At 66.8% G+C, this 17043-nt stretch carries 15 protein-coding genes; 4 read left to right on the top strand and 11 right to left on the bottom strand.

Features of this window, described 5'->3' with window-relative positions:
* Nucleotides 1-16: 16 nt before the first annotated feature.
* From tspO to H7F16_RS14020, 3 genes are all read right to left on the bottom strand, one after another.
* Nucleotides 17-478, bottom strand: coding sequence for a tryptophan-rich sensory protein TspO (gene tspO / locus H7F16_RS14030; protein WP_185798252.1), 462 nt, complete (start codon nucleotides 476-478; stop codon nucleotides 17-19).
* A 69-nt stretch (nucleotides 479-547) separates the two neighbouring features.
* Nucleotides 548-1591 carry a 15-cis-phytoene synthase gene (gene crtB / locus H7F16_RS14025; protein ID WP_185798251.1) on the bottom strand — a complete coding sequence of 348 codons (1044 nt, stop codon included), beginning with the start codon at nucleotides 1589-1591 and terminating at the stop codon, nucleotides 548-550.
* A complete protein-coding gene (locus H7F16_RS14020; RefSeq protein ID WP_185798529.1) occupies nucleotides 1588-3156 on the bottom strand; it encodes a phytoene desaturase in 1569 nt (522 codons plus the stop codon). The genes crtB and H7F16_RS14020 overlap by 4 nt, the downstream gene beginning before the upstream one ends.
* A gap of 151 nt (nucleotides 3157-3307) precedes the next feature.
* Between H7F16_RS14020 and crtA the strand changes: the two genes are divergently transcribed.
* From crtA to bchO, 4 genes are read left to right on the top strand one after another with little or no spacing between them, the layout of a single operon-like run.
* Nucleotides 3308-4138, top strand: coding sequence for a spheroidene monooxygenase (crtA, locus tag H7F16_RS14015; protein ID WP_422121127.1), 831 nt, complete (start codon nucleotides 3308-3310; stop codon nucleotides 4136-4138).
* Nucleotides 4135-5139 (top strand): magnesium chelatase ATPase subunit I, encoded by a 1005-nt coding sequence (gene bchI / locus H7F16_RS14010; RefSeq protein ID WP_185798250.1) that lies wholly within the window; start codon nucleotides 4135-4137, stop codon nucleotides 5137-5139. The genes crtA and bchI overlap by 4 nt, the downstream gene beginning before the upstream one ends.
* Complete coding sequence (locus H7F16_RS14005) at nucleotides 5136-6818, top strand: magnesium chelatase subunit D (RefSeq protein ID WP_185798528.1); 1683 nt, start codon at nucleotides 5136-5138, stop codon at nucleotides 6816-6818. The genes bchI and H7F16_RS14005 overlap by 4 nt, the downstream gene beginning before the upstream one ends.
* Nucleotides 6819-6820: 2 nt before the next feature.
* Nucleotides 6821-7690 carry an alpha/beta fold hydrolase BchO gene (gene bchO, locus H7F16_RS14000; protein ID WP_185798249.1) on the top strand — a complete coding sequence of 290 codons (870 nt, stop codon included), beginning with the start codon at nucleotides 6821-6823 and terminating at the stop codon, nucleotides 7688-7690.
* 242 nt (nucleotides 7691-7932) lie between these two features.
* Here the strand turns inward: bchO and idi are convergent, their stop codons facing one another.
* From idi to H7F16_RS13960, 8 genes are all read right to left on the bottom strand, one after another.
* Nucleotides 7933-8469: an isopentenyl-diphosphate Delta-isomerase gene (gene idi, locus H7F16_RS13995; RefSeq protein ID WP_185798248.1), complete on the bottom strand. Its 537-nt coding sequence runs from the start codon at nucleotides 8467-8469 to the stop codon at nucleotides 7933-7935.
* 10 nt (nucleotides 8470-8479) lie between these two features.
* Nucleotides 8480-9661, bottom strand: coding sequence for a geranylgeranyl diphosphate reductase (locus H7F16_RS13990; RefSeq protein WP_185798247.1), 1182 nt, complete (start codon nucleotides 9659-9661; stop codon nucleotides 8480-8482).
* Between the two features lie 3 nt (nucleotides 9662-9664).
* A complete protein-coding gene (locus H7F16_RS13985; RefSeq protein ID WP_185798246.1) occupies nucleotides 9665-10936 on the bottom strand; it encodes a BCD family MFS transporter in 1272 nt (423 codons plus the stop codon).
* Nucleotides 10933-11829 (bottom strand): chlorophyll synthase ChlG, encoded by an 897-nt coding sequence (gene chlG, locus H7F16_RS13980; protein ID WP_185798245.1) that lies wholly within the window; start codon nucleotides 11827-11829, stop codon nucleotides 10933-10935. Before chlG ends, H7F16_RS13985 begins: the two co-directional genes overlap by 4 nt.
* A gap of 266 nt (nucleotides 11830-12095) precedes the next feature.
* Nucleotides 12096-12671 (bottom strand): bacteriochlorophyll 4-vinyl reductase, encoded by a 576-nt coding sequence (gene bchJ / locus H7F16_RS13975; RefSeq protein ID WP_185798244.1) that lies wholly within the window; start codon nucleotides 12669-12671, stop codon nucleotides 12096-12098.
* Nucleotides 12668-14320 (bottom strand): magnesium-protoporphyrin IX monomethyl ester anaerobic oxidative cyclase, encoded by a 1653-nt coding sequence (gene bchE, locus H7F16_RS13970; RefSeq protein WP_185798243.1) that lies wholly within the window; start codon nucleotides 14318-14320, stop codon nucleotides 12668-12670. The genes bchJ and bchE overlap by 4 nt, the downstream gene beginning before the upstream one ends.
* Before the next feature lie 172 nt (nucleotides 14321-14492).
* Nucleotides 14493-15869, bottom strand: a complete 1377-nt coding sequence (ppsR, locus tag H7F16_RS13965; RefSeq protein WP_241741457.1) for a transcriptional regulator PpsR — start codon at nucleotides 15867-15869, stop codon at nucleotides 14493-14495.
* A gap of 92 nt (nucleotides 15870-15961) precedes the next feature.
* Nucleotides 15962-16732: a cobalamin B12-binding domain-containing protein gene (locus tag H7F16_RS13960; RefSeq protein WP_185798241.1), complete on the bottom strand. Its 771-nt coding sequence runs from the start codon at nucleotides 16730-16732 to the stop codon at nucleotides 15962-15964.
* Between the last annotated feature and the right edge of the window lie 311 nt (nucleotides 16733-17043).

Below are 17043 nucleotides of genomic sequence, written 5' to 3'. Positions count from 1 at the left end.
CGCGGGCTATCGCCGCTCAGCCACGGGCTTCGGGGTTCATCCGCCACACGGTCGCATTCAGCGCCGAAGCCACGGTGACCCATGTCAGATAGGGCGCGAACAAAAGCCCCGCGATCCGGTCGAGCTGCCACAGCGCCAGCATCGTCAGCGCCACGGCCAGCCAAAGGCACAACACGACCACAAGCCCCGCCCCCATCCGCTTCAACCCGAAGAACACGGGCGTCCAGAGTGCGTTGAAGGCGATCTGCACCGACCACAGCGCAAGGGCCTGCCCCGCATCGGGCAGCACCGCCACGCGGGCGGCGGCGGCGCTCATGCACAGATACATCGTGGTCCATGCCACGGGAAACAGCCAGTCCGGCGGCGTCCAGACCGGTTTGCGCAGGCCGCGATACCAATCGCCCGGCGAAAACAGCGCCCCCGTGGCCGCTGCGGCCCCGCAAGCGGCAAGAAAGGTGAAGAACAGGACGAAATCCATGGGGCCGCTCCGATCAAAGTCAGGAGAAGCCACATAGACCTGTTATCGGTTCCGTCCAAGCGCGCAGTTTCAGGCGATGCCGCGATCCCGCGCCTCGAGCTGCGCCAGAACCGACAATAGCGCCTCGGACCTTGCCTTGCGCGGTGTGCCGCGCGCGGCCTGCACCAGAAAATCGACCTCGGGCGCCGCCCCGGCATGCAGCACCGAAGGCACGGGGCCGATTGCCGTCGTCCCTGCCCGCAGCAGCGCAAGCGCCAGCCAACCCAGCTTGGCCCCGCGCCCGGTGCGCGCCCGCTGGGTGACGGAGTCATACCCCGCCGCCCGCACCCGCCCGCCGATGCCCGCATAGACATGGCGCGCCGCCAATATCCCCGGCCGGCAGGCAAAGGGCAGGCGCGGCACACCGGCCTCGGACCGCGCATAAAGCCGGTCGGCATGGTCGAGCAGCCGCCGCGTCACCGCCCGCACCCCCGCGTCGGGCTTCGGATCGGCCAGAAAGGCATCCACCCCGACCCCGTGTTCGGCAAGCCAGTCGAGCGGCAGGTAAACCCGCCCCGCCCGTGCGTCCTCGCCCACATCGCGGGCGATGTTGGTCAGTTGCATCGCAAGGCCAAGGTCGCAGGCACGGGCCAGCGCATCGGCGTCGCGCACGCGCATCAGCACGCACATCATGGCCCCCACGGCCGCAGCGACCCGGGCGGAATAGTCCAGCACCCCCGACAGCGTGTCATAGCGCCGCCCCACCGCATCCCATGCAAAACCTTCGAGCAGGGCCTCGGGCAAGGCGCGGGGCATGTCGAACGCCTCGACCACGCGGGCAAAGGCCCGATCCGCCGCCGCATCGCGCGGGCGGCCCTGATAGACAAGGTCCAGCCGGTCCCGCAATTGCAGCACCGCGCCAATCTTGTCATCGCCTTCGTCGACCGCATCGTCGGCCAGACGGCAAAAGGCATAAAGCGCCAGCGACGGGTCGCGCACCGCCGTCGGCAGCAGGCGCGAGGCGGCGTGAAAGGACAGCGACCCCGTGCGGATCGCCTCGCGGCATTCGGCCATGTCGCGGGCGGCGATGTCCTCGGCCCTGTCGGGCGTGAAGTGACCGGCCGAGATCGTCATTCCGCGGCCATCGGCAGATCGGGCAAGGGCAGATCGGGCATCGACGCGCGGCGCGGCGCATCGGGCACAAGCGTGCCCAGCACTTCGGCCGTGCCCACGACGCCGGGCAGCCCCGCACCGGGATGCGTCCCCGCCCCCGCGAGATACAGGCCCGGCACTTCCTCGCTTACGTTATGGGGCCGGAAATAGGCCGATTGCAGGATGCGCGGCTCGATCGAGAAGCCCGCGCCAAAGGGCGAAAGATAGCGGTCGCGAAAGGTTTCCGGCGTAAAGACAAGGCTTTCCGTGATGCGGTCCTGAAAGCCCGGGATCAGCCGCTCTTCCAGCATGCGGGCCATCTTCGCCCGATAGCGCGGCTCTTCCTCGGCCCAATCGACCCCGCCGAACCCCAGATGCGGCACCGGCGACAGCGCATAGAAGGTATCGCCCCCCTCGGGGGCCACGGACGGGTCGGTCACGCTGGGGCGGTGGACATAAAGGCTCATGTCATCGGCCAGTTTGCCGCGGATAAAGATATCCTTGATATGGTCGCGGTAGCGGGGTCCGACGACGATGGAGTGGTGCCCCACATCCTTCCACATCCCGCTTGTGCCCTGCGTGCCGAAATACCAGACGTAAAGCCCCATCGACCAGCGCGAGCGGTTCAGCCTGGCATCGGTCCAGCGTTTTCGCGGCAGGTTTCGCAAAAGACGGCTGTAGGTGTGGCCCGCATCGGCGTTGCTGACCACGATCGCCGCCCGCATCACCTCGCCCGATGCAAGCCTCACACCCGAAGCGCGGCCCCCTTCGGTCAGGATCTCGTCAACCTCGGTATCGTGCAGAACCTCGCCGCCCTGCGCCTCGACCACCCGCGCCATGGCGGCCGCGATGGCCTGCACCCCGCCCATCGCGTAATGCACGCCAAAAGCTTTCTCGAGATGGCTGACAAGGATGTACATCGACGTCACGTTGAACGGATCGCCGCCGATGAACAGCGGATGGAACGACAGCGCAAAGCGCAGGTGTTCGTCCTTCACGCGCCCCGCCGCATGGGCATAGACCGAACGGTCGGCCCGCAGCATCGCGAATTTGGGCAAGACCTTGAGCAGATCGCCGAACCGGTGCATCGACCGGCGGCCAAGGTCTTCGAAGCCGAACCAGTAACGCGCCTCGCTGTCCTTGAGAAAGGCGTTGTAGCCCGCCACATCGCGCGGCGAAATGCGGGCCACCTCGGCCTGCATCGCCGCATCGTCCTGACGCGCGGTAAAGGTCTCGCCGTCGGGAAAGCGGATTTCGTAAAAGGGTTCCATCGGCCTAAGCGTGACATCGCTGTCAAAGTCGCGCCCGCAGGCGGCCCACAATTCGCGCAGGCCCTGCGGCACGGTCACGATGGTCGGGCCAAGGTCGAAGCGGTGCCCCCCTTGGGTGATCGAGGACCCCCGCCCTCCGGGACGGTCGAGCCGGTCGATCACGGTGACGCGCCACCCCTTGGCCCCCAGCCGCATGGCCGAGGCAAGCCCCCCGAGACCTGCCCCGATCACGATGGCATGGCAGGCTTCGGACGGGGCGGGCGGGTTGGGGCGCATATAGGTCATGGCACGGATGATAGACTGTCTAGTTTGATTGACAATAGCATCGTTTCCGCCGCAAACCGCCGCTTTTTTCTTTTCCTTCCTGCATTATGCTGTCAGACTAGGTTTACACTTTCGCCAAGCCTTTGCGCCAAGGGGTCTTGCCATTACCACCGTCAGCCTAAGCCTGTTCCGCTTCGACGGACCGATGAACCGCCTTTGGATCATCGGGCAAATGGCGACAGCCCGCTTCGCCATGCGGGCCGAATCACGGGCGCTGTTCTGGAAGCTCTGCGGCTCTGGCACGGGCGAGGGGTTCACCCCCCGCCCCAATTGGGACGTCTGGGCCATCCTTGCCGTCTGGCCGGACGAAGACACCGCCCGCAACCGCACCGCTTCGGGGCCCGTCTGGCAACGCTGGCGCAGGCGCGCGCGCGAAAGCTGGACGGTATTCCTCGACCCGATTTCGGCGCGCGGCGCATGGTCGGGTGTCAACCCGTTCCTGCCCGACAGCCCGCCCGAGTCCGCAGACGGCCCCTTGGCCGCCCTGACCCGGGCCACGGTGAAACCCGCGCGGGCGCTGCGCTTCTGGCAACGGGTGCCGTCGATCTCGGCGATGATCGGCAGTGACCCGAACGTCGCCTTCAAGATCGGCATCGGCGAAGTGCCGCTGCTGCATCAGGTCACCTTTTCCATCTGGCCCGATGCCGCCAGCATGGCACGCTTTGCCCGAGGCGACGGCCCGCATGGCCGCGCCATCGCAGCTGTGCGCGCGGGCAACTGGTTCGACGAAGAGCTATACGCCCGCTTCCGCCTGCGCGGCAGCGTCGGCCAGTGGAACGGCGGCGACCCGATCGCCGGCCTCGATTTTTCTGCGAAAAATCGCGCAGACGATCCTTCTGCGAAGGATCACCCAACCGCCACGCCCGAATTTTCGCAGAAAATTCGCCCTGAGGGATTTTCGCAGAAAATCCTGTCGAACGGACGCGCAAGATGAAACAGCCCTTCCCCTTCTCTGCCATCGTCGGCCAAGAGGCCATGAAGCAGGCCATGATCCTGACGGCGGTCGATCCGGCCATCGGCGGCGTTCTGGTCTTTGGCGACCGAGGCACCGGCAAATCCACCGCCGTCCGCGCCCTAGCCGCACTTCTGCCGGAAATCGAGGCCATCGAGGGCTGCCCCGTCAACTCGCCCCGCGCCGAGATGGTGCCCGATTGGGCGCAGGGGGCCACCGGCAGGCTGGTGACAAAACCCACCCCCGTCATCGACCTGCCGCTTGGCGTGACCGAAGACCGCGTCGTCGGGGCGCTCGACATTGAACGCGCCCTGACACGCGGCGAAAAGGCGTTCGAGCCTGGCCTTCTGGCCCGTGCCAACCGCGGCTACCTCTACATCGACGAGGTGAACCTGCTCGAAGACCATATCGTCGACCTGCTCCTCGACGTGGCGCAGTCCGGCGAGAACGTGGTCGAACGCGAGGGCCTGTCGATCCGCCACCCGGCGCGTTTCGTCCTCGTCGGATCGGGCAACCCCGAGGAAGGCGAGCTTCGCCCGCAGCTCCTCGACCGTTTCGGCCTGTCGGTCGAGGTAACCTCGCCCCGCGACATCGAAACGCGGGTCGAGGTGATCCGCCGCCGCGATGCCTACGAAACGAACTACGGCGCCTTCATCGAGACATGGCGCCCGCAGGATGCCGCCCTGCGCGACCGGATTCTCGCCGCCCGCGCCAGCCTGCCCGCGCTGCATACGCCCAACACCGTGCTGCACGATTGCGCCGCCCTGTGCATCGCCATCGGCTCGGACGGGCTGCGGGGCGAGCTGACGCTTCTGCGCGCCGCCCGCGCCCTTGCCGCCTTCGAAGGCGACGATGCCGTGGGTCGCATCCATCTGAAAGCCGTGGCCCCCATGTCGCTGTCGCACCGCCTGCGCCGCGACCCGCTGGACGAGGCAGGCTCGACCGCCCGCGTGATCCGCGCCGTTTCCGAGGTGCTGCCCTGACCGATGCCCCCGCCCCTTGGGCGCGGCTGGAAACCGCGCTGGCGCTTCTGGCCATTGATCCTGCCGGATTGGGCGGGCTGTGGCTGCGCGCCCGCTCGGGCCCGGTGCGCGATCTGGTGACGGGAAGTCTGGCAAGCCTGCCCCTGCCGCTGAAACGCCTGCACCCGACCGTGGCCGACGATGCGCTCTACGGCGGGCTCGACCTTGCCGCGACCCTTGCGACCGGCCATCCGGTCACGACCAAGGGCCTTTTGTCCGCCCCCGCCGCCCTTGTGCTGGCCATGGCCGAACGCTGCCCTGCCGGCCTTGCCGCGCGCCTTGCCTCGGCGCTCGATGGCGCTTCACATGCGCTCGTCGCCCTCGACGAAGGGGCCGAGGCCGACGAATCCCTGCCACCCGCACTGGCCGACCGTCTTGCCCTCTTCCTCGACCTGTCCGGCGCGATATGGTCCGACGTGACCGACCCCGCGCCCGATCCTGACCGTCTGGCCGCAGCCCGCGCCGCCTTGCCGCGCGTCGCCCTGCCCGAAACGGCACTGGCCGACCTGACCCGCGCCGCAGCCGAACTGGGCATCGCCTCGCTGCGCGCACCGCTTCTTGCCGCCACCGCCGCCCGCGCCCACGCGGCATGGCAAGGACGCGACACCGTGGCCGACGCCGATCTGGTCGCCGCCGCCGAACTCGTCTACGCCCACCGCGCCACCCCGATGCCCGAGGCGCAAGACACAACCCAGGACGCGCCCCCCCCGCCCGACGATCCGGCAGACCGCCCCGAGGCCGAGGCGGAAAGCGACAGCATGACGATCCCCTCCGAGATGCTGGTCGAAGCCGCACTCGCCGCCCTGCCACCCGACCTGTTGCAAGCCCTGGCGAGCGGCCGTAACGCCCGCGCCGCGAAATCCGCCAACGGCACGGGCGCCGAGCAGGCCGGCAACCGCCGTGGCCGCCCGCTGCCCTCGCGCCCGGGCCGACTGGCGCAGGGCGCGCGCATCGATCTTGTCGCCACATTGCGCGCGGCGGCACCCTGGCAACCCCTGCGCCGCGCCCAGACCCCGCGCCCCGATGCGGCACTTCTGGTCCGCGCGTCGGACATCCGGCTGAAACGCTTCCGCGAAACCTCGGACAGGGTGCTGATTTTCGCCGTCGATGCCTCGGGTTCGGCCGCCTTCGCCCGTCTGGCCGAGGCGAAAGGCGCGATCGAACTGCTTCTCGCCGCGGCCTATGCGCGGCGCGACCATGTGGCGCTGCTGGCCTTTCGCGGGGCGGAAGCGGAACTGATCCTGCCGCCGACCCGTTCGCTGGTGCAGACCAAACGCCGCCTTGCGGGCGTTCCGGGCGGCGGGGGCACGCCGCTCGCATCGGCCCTGCAACTCGCCCTTGCCACGGCCGCACAGGCCAAGGCGCGCGGATTGACCCCGACCATCGCCATCCTGACCGACGGGCGCGGCAACATCGCCCTCGACGGCAGCGCCGACCGCACGCGGGCCGAGGACGAGGCCCGACGCCTCGCCCGCCAGATCCGCGCCAGCGGCACGCCCGCGCTGGTCATCGACGTCGCCACCCGCCCGCAGGCCGGCTTGCGCCTCCTCGCGCAGGACATGGCGGCGCCCTACATTGCCCTGCCCCGCGCCGATGCCCACCGCCTCAGCGCCACCCTCGGCGCGGCGCTGGACGGCTGAGCATGGATTTCGACCGGATGCCGAAAGACTGGCCCTATCGGGACCACGCCCGCAGGGTGCGCAGCCGCCCGCATGACTGGTGCGTGATCGACGCGGGCGACCCCGCGGCTCCGGCGCTTCTGCTTCTGCACGGGGCCGGAGGATCGGGCCACAGCTTCCGCCACCTGATCCCGCTTCTGGCACCGGCCTACCGCGTCATCGTCCCCGACCTTCCGGGACAGGGTTTCACGCGCGCAGGCAACCGCAGCCGTTTCGGCCTCGACCCGATGGCGGAAGATATCGCCACCCTTTGCCAGACGCTGAAAATCGCCCCCGTTGCCGCCATCGGCCATTCCGCAGGGGCAGCCATCGCCCTGCGCCTTGCCGAGATTCTGCCGCTGGACAAGGTGATCGGCATCAACGCCGCCCTTGGCAGCTTCGAGGGCGCGGCGGGCGTCATGTTCCCGCTGATGGCCCGCGTTCTGGCGGTCACCCCCTTCATACCGGCGGTCGTCTCGCGGCTCTGGGGCAATGCGCAGACCGTGAACCGCCTGCTCGCCTCGACCGGTTCGCCCCTCGACGCGGAAGGTCAGGCCCAATATCTGACACTCGTGCGCGATACGGCCCATGTCGACGGAACCCTCGGCATGATGGCGCAATGGAAGCTCGACGCGCTGATGGCCCGCCTTCCGGCCTTGCAGACGCCGACCCTGCTCATCGCCTCGGACAAGGACAATGCCGTTCCCGCAAGGGTCTCGGCCGATGCCGCCCGCCACATGGCAGATGCGCGGTTCCAGATGGTCGAAGGCTATGGCCACCTCGTCCATGAAGAAGCCGCAGCGCGCGTCGCGGCCCTCGCACTCGATTTCCTGCGCGGCAATCCGGCAAACTGACAAGCGGCGCAGGGGGGCTTTCCGCCCCCCTCACCCCCCGAGGATATTTGCACGAGCATGAAAGCCGCAAAGAGCCCTTCCACCGTCACCTTTGCCCAAATACTCGCAGGGGGAGGCGCGCGGCAACGCGGCGGGGGGGGCGGCGGGGGGCGGCAGCCCCCCTTGGCCGGGCCAAAGGCGAGAGATGGCCTTGCGCGGGCCTGCCCGCGCGCCTTGCGGTTCGGGGCGGCGTCCGGCTCCGGCTACGGGCGCGGGCCGAAGATGCGCCCCATATGTTCGGTCATGTAGATGCGCAGCCAGGGCGTGAACTTGTCGGGCGTGCGCAGAACCTCGGCGGCAAGGTCGTAAAGATCGACCCAGCGCGTCGCCATCACCTCGGACGGGTCGGGCGCGATGCCAAGCTCTGTCCCCGCCTGCGCGGTGAAGATATCGACCAGCTCGTGTTCGACCAATCCGCCCCCGACATCGGCGCGATATTCGATGCGGTCGGCAAAGGCCGGAAACAGCCCCGTGATCCCCAACTCCTCGCGCAGGCGGCGCACGGCGCAGGCGGCGGGGTCCTCGTCCCAGCGCGGATGGGTGCAGCAGGTGTTCGCCCAGAGCCCCGGCGTATGGTATTTGCCCAGCGCCCGCTGCTGGATCAGCACACGGTTCCCGTCCAGCACGAATACCGACACTGCCTTGTGCCGCAACCCGCGCTGATGCACCGCCAGTTTGCCGACCGGCGTCAGCTTGCCGTCGACCCAGGCCGGAATCATCTCTTCGGTCAGAACGTCCATTCCCTGCCCTTCAGGTCCAGACGGGCGAGACGAGGCGCAGCAGATGCGCCATGTTCTTCATCCCGATCTTCACATGGGCCAAGGGGCGCGCCTTGACCAGCTTCTTGTTCATATAGGCCTCGAAGGTCAGTTTCTGCACGTCGACATCGTGACACAGGCTCACGAAACGCTCGCGCCGCTCGTCCGACCGGTAATAGGCATCCTGCATCGAGCGCAAGACGCGGAACACCGTGCCATGCTCTTTCATGAAAAGTTTCCGCGCCAGTTTCAGATCGCGCGCCCGCCCCGAGGCAAGCATCGCCTGCGCGGCGGTTGCCGCCACGCGCCCGCCGACCATCGCGTAATAGATGCCCTCGCCCGACGACGGTGCCACAACCCCCGCCGCATCGCCCGCAAGAACCACGTCGCGGCCGTTGTCCCAACGGTCGAGCGGTTTCAGCGGGATCGGCGCGCCCTCTTTGCGCAGCGTCTCGCAGCCTGCAAGCCCCGCGCTTTCGCGCAAGGCGGCGGTGGCGAGTTTCAGGTCGACGCCATCGACCTCGGTGCCCATGCCCACGCTGGCATTCTCGCCATGCGGGAAGATCCAGCCGTAGAAATCGGGGCTGATCTTGCCGTCATAGATCACGTCGCAGCGGACGGGGTCGTAATTGGCCGAAGGCGCCGGGGCCTTGATGATCTCGTGATAGGCGATGACGTAGGGGATGCGGTCGCCGCCCGGCACTTCGGCCCGCGCCACGCCCGACCTTGCGCCATCGGCCCCGATGACAAGGCGCGTGGCGTGCCGCCGTTCCTCGCCGCTTTGCTTGTCGCGCCAGACGACATGGGTGCCATCCTTGTCCCGCTCGATCCGCAGGAAGGTGCCCGTCAACCGCTCGGCCCCCGCCTCGACCGCCCGCTTGCGCAGGTATTCGTCGAAATGCTCGCGGTCCACCATGCCGACATAGCCGTTCTCGATGGGAATATCGACCTGCCGCCCCGTGGGCGAGATCATCCGCGCCGTGGTGATCCGTGCCACCAGCATCGCGCTGTCGATCTGGAAATCGCGGATCGCGCGCGGCGGGATCGCGCCGCCGCAAGGCTTGATCCGCCCGGCGCGGTCCAGCATCGCCACGCGCCGCCCGGCACGGGCAAGATCTTCGGCCGCGATTGCCCCCGAAGGCCCGCCGCCCACAACGAAAACATCATATCCCATCGCTCATTCTCCCGGAACGAGTTGCGCCGCGACGGGCGGCCTGCGCCCCTCGATGATCCGTGCCGCCATAAGGGCGGCGATGACGAACAAACCGGCTTCCGCCATGAACACCGCGCCAAAAGCTTCGCGCGGGGGAAGCCACAGGCGCAGCGCATCGACCGCCGCCGCCCCGAGCAGGCCGCCGAAGCCGGCGGCCACCGCCTGCGCGGCCCCCCAAAGCCCCATGCGCGTGCCTTCGCGCGCGCCGCGCCCGCGTCCGGCAAGCGCCATCATCGACCCGATGGCCGCCACCGCGAAAACCCCGTTGAAAAAGCCAAGGGACACCACCGCAGGCACAAGGCCCGCCCCCGCCTGCCCCAGCAGGGCCACGGCGACCAGCGACAGGGCCGAGCCGAGGCACCCGCCCGTGACCCACATCCGCAGCGATCCGATCTTGAGACCCGTGGCGGCAATGCCGACCAGCAGCATCCCGGCGAACACGCCGCCATGTTGCGCGCCCGAAAGCTGCGTGCTTTCCCCCGGCGTCATGGCAAAGACCAGCCCCGCATAGGGTTCGAGGATAAGCTCCTGCAGGAAATAGGCGGTCATCGACAGGAAGATGAACATCGTGAAGGCCCGCGCCTCGGGTTCGGCCCAGATCTCGGCCATGCCCTGCCGGAAGGGCGCGGCTTCCGCCTCGCGCTCGGCGATCACGCGGCGCTCGATCCCCCAGACCGCCAGCGTCGTCAGCGTGACCGCCCCCAGCGTCACCACGGCCACGATCTTCAGCAAGAGAGCGGGCGAATAGGGAGAGAGCATCCCTCCCACGACACCCGCCGTCACCGCGATGCCCGCGATCATCATCAGCCATGTGATCGTCGCCGCCGCCGCCCGCCGGTGCGGCGCTGTCGCGGTTGCGAGCAGCGCCAGAAGCGAGGTGCCCGAGGCCCCCGCGCCCAGCCCGATCAGGGCATAGGCCAGCACCGACAGAAGCAGCCCCGCAACCCCCGCGATCACCACGCCGAGCGCCGCCAGAAACCCGCCCGCCGCCAGTGCCGCCATGCCGCCCAGAATAAAGGCCGTGCGGTTGCCCTTGGTATCGGAGCGGAAGCCCCAGTTCGGCCGCGTTATCTGTATGCCGTAGTGCAATGCGACCAGCGCGCCGGGCACCACCGCGGGAAGGGCAAGTTCCACCACCATAAGCCGGTTCAGCGTCGATGTCGTCAGCACCACGACGGCACCAAGGCACATCTGCACCAGCCCGAGGCGGAAGATCTGGACCCATGTAAGTTTCATACCAGCCCCCGCAGCGCAAAAGCCGAAACCATCATGCCGGTGACGTAAAGCACGACGCCCGTTCCGTTGTACCAGGGCGCCTTGCCCTTGGGGTCACGGAACAGCACGCGCATCGCCGCGAACTGCGCCAGCAAGAGCAGCGTCACCGCCAGCCCGTGCCACGGCTTGCCCAGCACGAACAGGAAGGCCACCACCAGCGCCTGCGCCATCGCCATCACCGTGCAGGCGATCCTTGCGGCCACCTCGGGCCCCAGCACCACCGGAAGCGAGCGCACGCCATGCTGGCGGTCGCCCTCCAAAGCCTTGAAATCGTTGAGTGTCATGATCCCATGCGCGCCCAGCGCATAAAGCAGGGCCACGACGACAACCTCGAAGCGCGGCGCGGCACCCAGCAGGACGGCGGCCCCCGTGAACCACGGCAACCCTTCGTAGGACAGGCCAACCAGCCCCGGCCCCCACCAACCCGACCGTTTCAGCCGCACGGGTTCGGCACTGTAGGCCCAGGCCGCGATCACCCCCGCCACGGTTGCCCAGAACCCCCAGACACCCAATAGGCTGCCGACGCCGAGGCTCAGCCCCGTCATCGCCAGCGCGATCCAAAGCCCCCAGCGCCCCGGAATGCGCCCCGAGGGGATCGGACGATCGGGTTCGTTCACCGCATCGACATGCCGGTCGCACCAGTCATTCGCCGCCTGTGACATCCCGCAGACGATGGGGCCGGACAGGATCATCCCCAAAAGCACCAGCGGCCAGTTGCCCCCCAGCGGGACTCCGGCGGAAACCGAGCCGCAAAGATAGGCCCAAATGGGGGGAAACCACGTGATGGGCTTGATCAGCCGCAGCATGGCACGCGGTTCGGGGTAACGGCGGGGGGTCAGGGCGCTGACAGTCATGTGTCAACTAAACATTACAATACAGAGTCGATCAAGCGCGATATGTCAGTCGGGATGTGTCAGGTTTGGCTTACATGTCGCGCAAAGGGGGGCTGTCTGCCCCCCACGCCGCGCAGAGCGCGGCCCCCCGAGGATATTTGTCCGAGTATGAAAGCCGCACCCCCTGTCGCCTTGGGCCGAACAGGCGCGGCGAGAGGGGATTGCCCCCTTTTCAGTCAAAGCCGCAGCATCCCTTTCCCTTGGCCGAAAGGGATCAGCCCGAAACCCTATTGCGGCAAGATCAGGAAGCGGCAGTGCCCGGCCCCCAGACCGGCGCAGGCCACCTCCTCGACCCGACAGCCGCGCCAGACAAGGGCCGCGAACAGCCGCCGGAACACCGCCGCATGCCAGAGGCAGGTCTTTCCCTGCGTGACCAACGGGTTATGCACAAGCTCGAAGGTCAGAGGCGCAAAGCCCGCCACCCTGAAACGCCCCGATCCGGCAAAGGTCCAGGCGTGCCGCTCGATGGCGCGGGCCAGAAGCCGCGCCCCCAGCGCCCCCGGCAACAACCGGATCACCAGCTTGGCAGGCGCGGGGATGCGGTGGCGCAGGATATAGTCCGCCGTCGCCTCGCCCGCCGCGACAAGCAGACCGTCCGCACGGTCGGGCAAGGCCGCCCGCACCGCCCGATGCGCGGCGATGGCTTCGGCTTCGGGGATCATGCCGCTGTCGGGCGCGGGCAGGCGCAGGCCCGCCAGCACCCGATCACGCACGATGCGGCCCTCGGCACGGTCCAGCACCGCCATCAGTTGCAGAACGGCATTCGGCCCGATCCGCGCGCCCTGATGCGCTGCGGCATTCATTCCGCCATCTGCTCCTTGCCACCGCCGCAGGCCATCGCATCGGATGGCATGGCAAAGGCCTTCCGCTCTTCGGCCCGTTCCTTCATCTGGCCTTTCACAGCCGCCCGCCGTTCGGCAGCCTTGGCGGCACGGTCGGCACTCGCCTCCCAATCGGCCATCTGCGCCTCGGCGATGCCACGGGTCGCATCGAAGTGGAAATCGACCTTGTCCTTGGTCTGCGGCCCCCAATAGCCCGCCTTGCCGAGGTCATAGAACGTCCGCCCCACCCCGGCCTTCAGGAAGGCTTTCAGACAGCCGAGCAGATAGCGCCGCCTGAAGCCCGTGCCGCGCCAGGGGTAATGGAACAGCGCCTTGCGCATGTAGAAGCGGCGGTAATTCTTCATCACCCCGTCCAGCAATTCCCCCCGCGTCAGCGCGGCGGGTTTCATGATCGGCGTCACGAAATTGTATTTCGAGAAGTCGAACACCTCGACCTGATCGCGGATCTCCTGGAACAGCGGGGTAAAGGGCCAGGGCGTGTACATCGACCAGTTGGCCAGATCGGGCTGCCAGTCCCAGGCCATCTGGAAGGTTTCCTCGAGCGTTTCCCTGGTCTCGTTGTCCAGACCCACGATGAACTGGGCCTCGGTAAAGATATCGGCCTCGCGTAGCAGGCGGATCGCCTCTTTGTTCTCGGCGACCGTGGTTTCCTTGTTGAACAGGTCCAGCTTCAACTGGGCCGCAGCCTCGGTGCCAAGGCTCACATGCACCAGCCCGGCCTTGCGATAGAACTTCAGCAGGTCGCGGTCACGGTAGATATCGGTGACCCGCGTGTTGATCCCCCATTTGATCCGCTCGTTCAGACCGCGGTCGATCAGCTCCTGACAGAATTCGACGAATTTCTTCTTGTTGATGGTCGGCTCCTCGTCGGCAAGGATGAAGAAGCCGACGCCGTGGTCATCGACCAGACGTTCGATCTCGTCCGCCACCTTCTTTGGGTCGCGCACGCGGTAATCGCGCCAGAATTTCCACTGCGAGCAGAAGGAACAGGTGAACGGACAGCCCCGCGCCATGTTCGGGATCGCCACTTTCACGCCCAACGGCACATAGATGTATTTGTCCCAGTCGAGGATCGACCAGTCGGGATCGATCGAGTCGAGATCCTTGACCGTGGGCGCCGCCTGCGTGGCGACGATCTCGGCCCCCTCGCGAAAGGCGATGCCGCGGATCTTGCGCCGCCCCTCGGGCCAGCGCCCCTCTTGCACGGCCTGCATCAGGGCAACCATGATTTCCTCGCCCTCGCCGCGCACGATCACCTCGACCTGCGGCGCCTCTTCCAGCACCTGCCGGAACATGAAGGTGGCATGGATGCCGCCCAGAACCCGCAGCGCATTGGGCACCACTTCGGACGCGATCTTCAGCACCTCTTCCGCCTCGTAGATGGCAGGGGTGATGGCGGTCGTGCCCACGACATCGGGCTTCAGCGCCGCCAGCCGGGCGCGCAGGTCCTCGGGGCCGATGTGGTGGGTCATCGCGTCGATGAAGTGGATGTCATCGAACCCCGCCTTGCGCAGCGATCCGGTCAGATAGGCAACCCATGCCGGAGGCCAGTTGCCTGCAATCTCGGCTCCGCCCGAATGGTAATTGGGATGGACGAATACGATCCGCATCTTGCGCGCCTCCTGCAACCTGTCAGATAAAACTGACAGTATTGCAGAGCGCCACCTTGACACACATCAAACCGCACAGGCATTTATCGCCAAAAGTGGCCAATCTTTGCGGCAGAGTCAGAAAGTGTCAGGCGGTTTTCTACAAGTATGCGCGCAAAGGGCGGACGGGCCGCTATTCGCCATCCTTGTTGATAAGCCCGTATTTGCGCAGCTTGACGTACAGCGACTGCCGCGACAGCGACAGCATCTCGGCCGCCGCGACACGGTTGTTGCGCGTCAGCTCCAGCGCGGTTTCGATGCACATCTTCTCGATCACATCGGTGGTCTCGGCGACGATGTCCTTCAGCGTGGACGATCCCACAAGCTCCATGACATTGCGCACGCCGTCATCGGGCTGGCCAAAGGCCGGACGCCGCAGGGATTCGGCACGGCTCGCGTCGCGCACGACCAGAACCAGCACGGGGTTCGGGCGGTCGTTGAGCCATGTCGCGGAAATCTCGACCGCGATCTGCCCCATGAAATCGGTGGTCAGCCGCGTCGCGTAAAGCCGCAACTGGCCGGTGCGTTTGACGTTGTCCAGAAGAACCCGCAGATCGACCGCGCCACGGGCAAGGAAATCGGTCATCGACCGGCCCTTGATCGCGGCCATGTTGGCCGTGTCGGTCAGGTTCAGGAAGGCTTCGTTCGCGGCGCGGATATTGCCTTCGGCATCGCAGAATACGATCCCGTCGACGCCCTCGTGATAGAGACGCGCAAGGTTTCCGGCCAATTCGTCCGTCGCCGCAGCCCCGGCCTGCGCGGTGTCGAGCTGGCACAGCAAGATCCGCTCGCCCGCCGCGCGGAACACCGTGGGTGTCACGAAGATGCGCTTTTGCGACCGGCGCGCGGTCAGCTCGATGGGCGCGTTGCGTTCGGTTCCGGCGATGTTCGACATGGTCTCGAGGAACTCGCCACGGCGGCGCCCCTCGAACTCTTGCGCGATGGCCGAGCCGACCAGATCGGCCCTTTGCCCGCCCAACAGCAAGGCTGCCGCCTGGTTCAGGTCGGTGATCCGCCCCGTTCCCATCGACACCATCACCACAGGATCGCGCGACACTTCCATAAGCACGCGGTAGCGCGTGTCCATCTCGCGCTGGCTTTCGTAATCGCGCTCCAGCGCAAGCTGGGCCTGCACAAGCTGCTGCTGCACCTCGGCCACGGGCCGCAGATCGCGCCCCATCATCAAAAGCGAATCGTCGTTGCCGATGCGGTGGATCGAATAGCGCACCGGAAACTCCCAGTGCGACTGGTCGGCGTGGTTCAGTTCCAGCGCCATCCCCGGCATGCGCTTGGCATGGGGGTCGGCCAGACGCGCCTCGAACTTGCGGTTGCTCTCTTCTGACAGGACGTCGCGCAGATGGCTGCCTTCCCAATCGGCAAGCTGCCCGAAACTGCGGTGATGCGGATTGACCATGACAGAGATGATGCGGCGCGACGGCGAAACCATCAGCGCGATGTCGGACGCAGTCGCCAGAATCTCGCCCAGCAAATCGGGCGCGATGAGTGGCAACTTGCCACCGTTCAAAAGATGTCTGCCGTCGGTTGTCACTGCGTTCCTGCTAAATTCCGCCCAGCCCCCAAGAGGCGAAGGCCCAGTTCCGATCAGACCGTTTCGCTTTCTCCACCGGCCGGGGCAAGCAGGCCCAAGACGGCCAACGCCGTTTCGATATCATTGGTGACGACATCGACACCCGCACAAATCACCGTCTCGCCACCCTCGTCCAGAACCGCACCGCCAAGAGCGATACGGAGCGCCCCTTTTGTCGCATCTTTCAGGGTTTTCACCAGTTTACGACAAGTTTCAAGCCTGTCGTACGAGGCGACCGAAATCAAAGCACCATCGAAATGCCGCCCCTGTATGAATGCGGCGACTTCCTGCGCGGTCTCGCCGATGCGCAGCGCGACGGAAACCCCGTTGCGGCGCAGTCGTCCGGCCAGAACCATGGCCCCCAGCGTGTGATGCTCGCCCTGCGGCAGCACCAGCAGCAGGGTCGGCCCGTCCGACTGGCCCCCCGCATCCGCAAACCAGCCCTGCCCGATCTCGCGCAGGATCGATTGCAAACGCGCCGTGCCCATCGTCACCTGCGCGAAGCTGACGCAATCGGCCGACCATTCGCGCCCCAGCCGTCGCGCCACTTCCGGAATGTAGTGATCGGCCAGAACCGCCGGAGACACACGCGCACGCCGCAATTCGGGGCGCAGCGTCTCGAGCACCTGCGGATCGACCGAACAAACGGCCCGCATCAGGCTTTGGACCAGACTCTCTCGCATCTCCGGCACGGTATCGCCTTCACGTTTCACCAGACGCGCCACAACCTCTGCCGCAAACTGCGACACATCGGCACCACCGTCCGTTTTCGAAACGTTACCCATCGAGCCTCTCACCCGGTGCGCCGTTCCGCTATGCATCGTCTGCTGCATGATCGGCCCCCGGATCACTTCGGATACCACGCGGTCGAAGCCCGCGCACGCCTGTCTGTAGATCCTTTGGACAGCAATGTCTGCCCGCCGGAGAGGAATGTCAAAAGAAATAGACACTCCTTACCGACACAAAAGCGGCACATCGCAACAAATCACTGATTTTCTGGGAATTTTAGGCGGAAATCCCTGTCCTTTCAGGGGCACGATCCGCCGCAAGAATTCACGCAGTGTCAGGCTGTAACTTGTAAGTTTTAGTTGACACT

The organism is Paragemmobacter straminiformis, from assembly GCF_014243445.1.
GTDB lineage: Bacteria > Pseudomonadota > Alphaproteobacteria > Rhodobacterales > Rhodobacteraceae > Paragemmobacter > Paragemmobacter straminiformis.
Note: the sequence above shows the minus strand (reverse complement) of the source record. Positions and strands in the feature narration are given on the sequence as shown.

Bases quoted from the DNA above. Each gene is read 5' to 3' on its own strand.
- chlG (WP_185798245.1), bottom strand. From the start codon at position 11,829: ATGACTGTCAGCGCCCTGACCCCCCGCCGTTACCCCGAACCGCGTGCC.
- bchO (WP_185798249.1), top strand. From the start codon at position 6,821: ATGGATTTCGACCGGATGCCGAAAGACTGGCCCTATCGGGACCACGCC.
- bchJ (WP_185798244.1), bottom strand. From the start codon at position 12,671: ATGAATGCCGCAGCGCATCAGGGCGCGCGGATCGGGCCGAATGCCGTT.
- crtB (WP_185798251.1), bottom strand. From the start codon at position 1,591: ATGACGATCTCGGCCGGTCACTTCACGCCCGACAGGGCCGAGGACATC.
- bchE (WP_185798243.1), bottom strand. From the start codon at position 14,320: ATGCGGATCGTATTCGTCCATCCCAATTACCATTCGGGCGGAGCCGAG.
- H7F16_RS14020 (WP_185798529.1), bottom strand. From the start codon at position 3,156: ATGCGCCCCAACCCGCCCGCCCCGTCCGAAGCCTGCCATGCCATCGTG.
- idi (WP_185798248.1), bottom strand. From the start codon at position 8,469: ATGGACGTTCTGACCGAAGAGATGATTCCGGCCTGGGTCGACGGCAAG.
- H7F16_RS13990 (WP_185798247.1), bottom strand. From the start codon at position 9,661: ATGGGATATGATGTTTTCGTTGTGGGCGGCGGGCCTTCGGGGGCAATC.
- H7F16_RS13960 (WP_185798241.1), bottom strand. From the start codon at position 16,732: ATGGGTAACGTTTCGAAAACGGACGGTGGTGCCGATGTGTCGCAGTTT.
- tspO (WP_185798252.1), bottom strand. From the start codon at position 478: ATGGATTTCGTCCTGTTCTTCACCTTTCTTGCCGCTTGCGGGGCCGCA.
- H7F16_RS13985 (WP_185798246.1), bottom strand. From the start codon at position 10,936: ATGAAACTTACATGGGTCCAGATCTTCCGCCTCGGGCTGGTGCAGATG.
- bchI (WP_185798250.1), top strand. From the start codon at position 4,135: ATGAAACAGCCCTTCCCCTTCTCTGCCATCGTCGGCCAAGAGGCCATG.